Annotated in this window: 10 protein-coding genes; 6 read left to right on the forward strand and 4 right to left on the reverse strand. The window is 45.7% G+C overall.

The window, feature by feature from the left end:
- The 6 genes from BGO59_RS12180 to BGO59_RS12205 all read left to right on the forward strand — a co-directional run.
- A partial coding sequence (locus tag BGO59_RS12180; RefSeq protein ID WP_293683901.1) for a hypothetical protein occupies positions 1 to 215 on the forward strand: 215 nt, incomplete at its 5' end.
- Between the two features lie 16 nt (positions 216 to 231).
- Positions 232 to 540, forward strand: a complete 309-nt coding sequence (locus tag BGO59_RS12185; RefSeq protein WP_293683902.1) for a dATP/dGTP pyrophosphohydrolase domain-containing protein — start codon at positions 232 to 234, stop codon at positions 538 to 540.
- A complete protein-coding gene (locus tag BGO59_RS12190; RefSeq protein ID WP_293683903.1) occupies positions 537 to 830 on the forward strand; it encodes a DUF4406 domain-containing protein in 294 nt (97 codons plus the stop codon). The genes BGO59_RS12185 and BGO59_RS12190 overlap by 4 nt, the downstream gene beginning before the upstream one ends.
- Positions 827 to 1012, forward strand: coding sequence for a hypothetical protein (locus BGO59_RS12195; RefSeq protein WP_293683904.1), 186 nt, complete (start codon positions 827 to 829; stop codon positions 1010 to 1012). Before BGO59_RS12190 ends, BGO59_RS12195 begins: the two co-directional genes overlap by 4 nt.
- A 55-nt stretch (positions 1013 to 1067) precedes the next feature.
- Positions 1068 to 2297, forward strand: a complete 1230-nt coding sequence (locus tag BGO59_RS12200) for a 3'-5' exonuclease (RefSeq protein WP_293683905.1) — start codon at positions 1068 to 1070, stop codon at positions 2295 to 2297.
- A gap of 215 nt (positions 2298 to 2512) precedes the next feature.
- Positions 2513 to 3085 (forward strand): NUMOD4 domain-containing protein, encoded by a 573-nt coding sequence (locus BGO59_RS12205; protein WP_293683906.1) that lies wholly within the window; start codon positions 2513 to 2515, stop codon positions 3083 to 3085.
- An 81-nt stretch (positions 3086 to 3166) separates the two neighbouring features.
- Here BGO59_RS12205 and BGO59_RS12210 read toward each other — a convergent pair whose 3' ends face one another.
- Genes BGO59_RS12210 through BGO59_RS12225 form a run of 4 tightly spaced genes read right to left on the reverse strand, consistent with a single transcriptional unit; the run spans position 3167 to position 5005 of the window.
- Entirely contained in the window at positions 3167 to 3736 is a 570-nt protein-coding gene (locus BGO59_RS12210; RefSeq protein WP_293683907.1) for an N-acetylmuramidase family protein, read from the reverse strand.
- Positions 3737 to 3742: 6 nt separating this feature from the next.
- Positions 3743 to 4180, reverse strand: coding sequence for a hypothetical protein (locus BGO59_RS12215; protein WP_293683908.1), 438 nt, complete (start codon positions 4178 to 4180; stop codon positions 3743 to 3745).
- Entirely contained in the window at positions 4170 to 4637 is a 468-nt protein-coding gene (locus BGO59_RS12220) for a hypothetical protein (protein WP_293683909.1), read from the reverse strand. Before BGO59_RS12220 ends, BGO59_RS12215 begins: the two co-directional genes overlap by 11 nt.
- A 5-nt stretch (positions 4638 to 4642) precedes the next feature.
- Positions 4643 to 5005, reverse strand: a complete 363-nt coding sequence (locus BGO59_RS12225) for a hypothetical protein (protein WP_293683910.1) — start codon at positions 5003 to 5005, stop codon at positions 4643 to 4645.
- Between the last annotated feature and the right edge of the window lie 113 nt (positions 5006 to 5118).

Genomic DNA, 5118 nt, shown 5'->3' on the forward strand with positions numbered 1-5118 from the left:
CTGGCATTGCTACCGCCGTTATCATCGCCCATGGTACAAACATCCCCGCTGGCATATTCATCACTGGCAAATCCAGTTTCATCCATTTCAACAGATTTATCGTCGCTATTGGCAGAAATGCTCTGTATGTGGCAAACGTGGATTCAAAGGCTCAGCCTGTGGCGATTGGAGCGGAACGAAGATATGGCATTCAGAGTGTGATACAGCACGAGTAAAACAAGCGACAAACTGATGCAGGATACCTTATTGACACTCGAAGCCGAACGCTGGCAATGGGCAAAGCAGATCTTTCCCGAAGCGACAGCCGTTAGTAGCCTTCGTAAAGCTGAATCTGAGATACTGGAAATTGAAAAGGATTTAGAATCTGGCCAGCCCAATCCAGAAGAATACGCCGATGCGATGATGTGTCTGTTTGATTCAGCGCAACGGGCTGGCATTACCCCTGAGCAGATTGTTGAAGCCTATGCGCTGAAGATTATCAAAAACAAGTCGCGGACCTGGTCAAAGAATCCTGACAACTCCTATTCGCACGTCAAATGAAAAAATGCTACATCGCAGGCTACATTGGCGATCTGCCTGCTGAGATATATACCGCTAACTTCGAAGCGGCCAAACAGGAAGTCATAGCCCTTGGGTTCGAGCCTGTCAGTCCCCTTGATTTACCCCACTGCCATAACCGGACCTGGTGCGACTATATGCGTGAGGATCTGATTGCCTTGCTGAGCTGTCATAGCGTGTATGCACTCAGGAACTGGCGCAAATCGCCCGGTGCAACGATTGAAATCAATCTGGCCTTATCGGTTGGTATCCACATAATCCACCAATTATGACACGCAACTACATCTATTTAGGGGATCGGCTCACTGATCCCCTACTTATTAAACAACCCTGCACGGCTGTACTACAACCGAATGGCAAATGCACACGTGGAAAAACCGGCACGATGCTGGTTGAATTTGCTAACGGTCGGCTGGTGAATGTGATCGGTCGATTGCTCAGAAAAGTTAAGTGACCGTAAAAAGATTACGGTTTGTGAATCAATAATTTGTGTTCCTATCCTAACTGCTATGATCTATTATCTCGATACGGAAACGACGGGCTTATCTGGCTCTGACGAAGTAATTGAATTGGCGCTCGTCGATGACCAGGGGGAAATTATTATAGACACCCTACTTCGCCCAACCAGAAACACGGAATGGGAAGAAGCTGAGTGCATCCATGGTATCACTCCAGAAATGGTTTTGTGTGACGACCTGCCAACATTGGCTGATTTGGCTCCTCAACTGACTAGCATTTTAGCTGGTCATACGTTAGTTATCTATAATGTTGCATTTGACAGCGGATTTCTAAAAAATGAAGGTGTTGATTTAAGCCAAACAACCCTAAAATGTTGTCAGAATGCCTACGCGGTCCATTATGGCGAGTGGTCAGATTATTTCTGTAGTTATAAATTCAAAAAACTAACTGTTGCGGCTGATGAAGCAGAGTTTCGGTATGATGGTTCCAATCCACACCGGGCCCTATGGGATACGTTGGCCTGTCGCGCTGTTTGGCAGTATCTAACCATTCCTGGCCGCATGGAAGAAGTTGAGAAAATTAGAAAAAAACGCTGGCGGGATGAGTGGGACGATCGCGAAGTACGCTGGTTTTGGGAAGAACAGGAAAAAGCTGAAAAGCAGCAATTGAAAGAAGTAAACGAGGCCTGGGAGAAGATTCATTTTCCGGCTATGAATATTCGTCGAAAGGAACATTTTGGGGACCAGGCCAAAAAGGCAGCAGCTATATTTTGCTTAATCGCGACGGGTTACCAACTCGCCGAATGGAACACCTGGTATAAATGGTGCCGCTTGCCAAAATTCCATAAAGGGCAATATCCTGAAACCTGGAAAACTAGAACTGATCGAGGCTGGTATATGCTGCGCGCCTGGGTACCCATTTATAAAGAACCCAAAGAGCAATACAAATACCCTCAGCCTGTCGGTATGCTCATTAAACCCCATGGAGACCTTGAACCGCTTTATGATCCTGACCAACTAACCCTCAGTGTTGACTGGGTGCCGATCGCCGACGGTTGGCCCGAAGTGTTTGTATCTATTACCCGGCTACAGAAAGACTATAAGGTCAAAAAGAAAGATTTAACCAACATTCGACCTGCCTATTTGAAACGAAGCAAGTACGGCGATTATCTGTTATATCCGATTCCAGAAGGAGCTGTGCCGCCTAAGCAACCTGTTCGCGTTAAGCCAGAACCTAAGCCGAAACCAGAACGAATTAGTGAAGATGATTTCCCGTTTTGAGGTAGGAATATTTCTTTCCCGTTTCTGGGAATATTTTTCGAGTGATTTGCAAAAAACAGCCTGATCTCAAAGCGAGATCAGGCTGTTTGGTTTGGTAATAAATATTATGATAAATGACTGATTTTTAGTATATTGTATAGTCTAAAATAGGCAACCCGGCAAGGTGTACCACCACCTAAACCGGGTCTAATCAAAACAATAAACAGACTATTGCTATGACTGCTACAAATGTAGGGGGAAAGGGGGAGGTATGGAAAGATGTTCCCGGTTATGAAGGGTTTTATCAGGCTTCGAATTTTGGCAGAGTGCGCTCAATTGATCGATTAGTGCCCTGTAAAGGCGGCGCCTTTAATATTAGAAAAGGAAAGATTCTCAAGGAGGGAAAACATAAGAAAGGATATCTTCTGGTTATACTTGCAAAAAATGGCCTCTGTGTCACCTATTCAGTTCACAGTATTATTGCGCTTGCGTTTATCGGACCTAGACCGTTAAAATATGATATTAACCATATTAATGGGCTAAAAACTGACAATAGGTGCACTAATCTTGAATATGTTACAGCAAAAGAAAATCAATTGCATGCCTTTAGGCTGAATCTTCGAAAACCTAGAAAGGCCAAGCATCCTAAAAGAAAAACTACCCCCAAACTTACCCTTGATCAAGTTGCTGAAATTAGGCAATTGAGTTTCAATAAATGGACAGTCACTCAAATTGCCAGAAAACTTGGTAAGTGCTATAATACAGTTAATAGCGTATTAAAGGGCAGAACGTTTATAAGTGTACAATAAAAGAAATGGCCACCAATCAACGGTGGCCATTTGCTAGTTTAACCCTTAACCTTTTCTACATGAAAAAACAACTAACTCTGCTTAATTGACTGAATACTTTCGATATGCCTTATCTAACTTCATATCATATAAATTACTCTTATAATCCGGCCCATTGTACACCCTCGCAAACGTAGCCCACTCGTGACGGGCTAATTCGTCATTGAGTCCCCAGTTGATTAATAGCGTACAGAACATATCCAACTGATCGCCTTCCGATCGCTCCATTCTGGCTACAAATTCATTCAGGCTCTTACAACCACAGGCAGAATAATTGAACGCCATCACCTGAAATAACCCCCAGCTACAGGCCAGCACAGCGGCATTGGCATTAAGTTTTGCTGCCTGCTCAAACAGTTTCCAGCTATGCTCAACAGAAGTCGGATAGCCAGCCCGACGAACTGGAAACGACAATGTAGGATGTGACACATCGTATTGCCCTTTGGTGTAGCGCGAAAAGATGTGCGGTTCAAAGCGAATGATGCATTTGCCATCGGCTGTAAATCCGGTACCGCCCGATTCGACTTCGCAAACAGCCTTTACTTCGGCAATGCCAGTACCGAGCCGTTTAGCGGCTGATTCGTAGTCGTTAGGTTGGAGTTTGGTGCTCATAGTTATTTAGCGAAATCGACCGACAATAAACCCAACCCCATACGCTGGCAATGCTATTTTAAGCCCTGTTTTAAAATCCTTCCAAACCCTACCTGCCCACGTTTTCGGCCGATCGGCTTCGAGTTTGGCAACCGTATTTTCTGCTTTTACTGCACGATCAGTAGCCGTGTTGCGATCATCGACGACTGTAGCAATGACTTTATTCTGTTTAGTGATTGTATCGTTGGCAGCCTGCAAGTGAGCTTCGAGTCCCATGATCGCTTTTGTACCCCAATACGCCAGCGAATCGGCACGGGCTTTCTGCTGTTCGTATTTAGCATGCCAGAACGCCGGATCGGGATTCAGGACCAGGGGCATGCTTTGCGCTTTGCCTTGTAAGCAGAGCAGGATACAGGCTGACAGCACAAGCAGCAAGATTAGATAGTGCAAGACTCTATTTTTCATCACGTTTGCGGTTAAATTCCTGAATGGCGCGCACTGTCGAGTCGCTGATGGCAACAGTTTGTGAGGTTGGTGCGGCACTCGTTTTGGTTGGCTGATGTATGGCCTCGCCCTGGCTATTGACAACGAGTGCTGTAACCAGCCCAGCCGATAGCGCCGACAGGCCGCAGATAATACCGAACCGCTTAAGGAGCTGTTTGCGTACCTCTTTGGAAAGTGGTGTATCGTGGATGAACTGAAAGCCCAGTAGTGCCGATGCGATGATCGACAGACCCACGGCCGTGAGCCCCCAGTCCAGATGTCTCGCCCAGCGCAGATGAAGCAAAAACGCCATAAAGAACGACGGGGGAATTGTTAGTACGGCCATGCGGACGCGCGTTGGAACATTAGCCAGTACGGCTACAAAAAACACCGACCCGATGGCCGAAAAGAAAAGCAGAAGATCGACAAGGGTTTTCATACAGATTACGTAGTTGGATTTTTGGTGAGACGTTTTTTAAGTTCATTGAAAATGAAAAGAATCGTTTCGGATAGACTCATATCGCGAATCTGTTCAGCTTTCTTGTGGGCAATCTCCACGATCACTGAACAAGCCATGGGTGAAGCCAGCGCTACCCACCAACCCGTTTTTAACTCCCAATCAGCCAGCCAGATCACAAAACCTGTGATCACAGCCCCGGTAATAATCGAGTAGTAAAACTCTTTTCCGGCTGCCCAAAAGCTAATCGATTCGTTCCGCGCAAGTCTGGCCATAGCGCCTAAAAACAAACACATCGCAATCAGTACGTCACTCGGAATGGACTGATATATACTATAGGCTTCCTTCATGATTGGGTTTTTAGGTTGAGTGGGTACTGGGTTACTGGTTTTCATTGCCTGCGAATGACTTGTCCATTTCGCAGGCAATGCACAGGTTGATAGCTTAAATGCCTAATTATCCA

It is taken from the genome of Spirosoma sp. 48-14 (assembly GCF_001898575.1).
GTDB lineage: Bacteria > Bacteroidota > Bacteroidia > Cytophagales > Spirosomataceae > Spirosoma.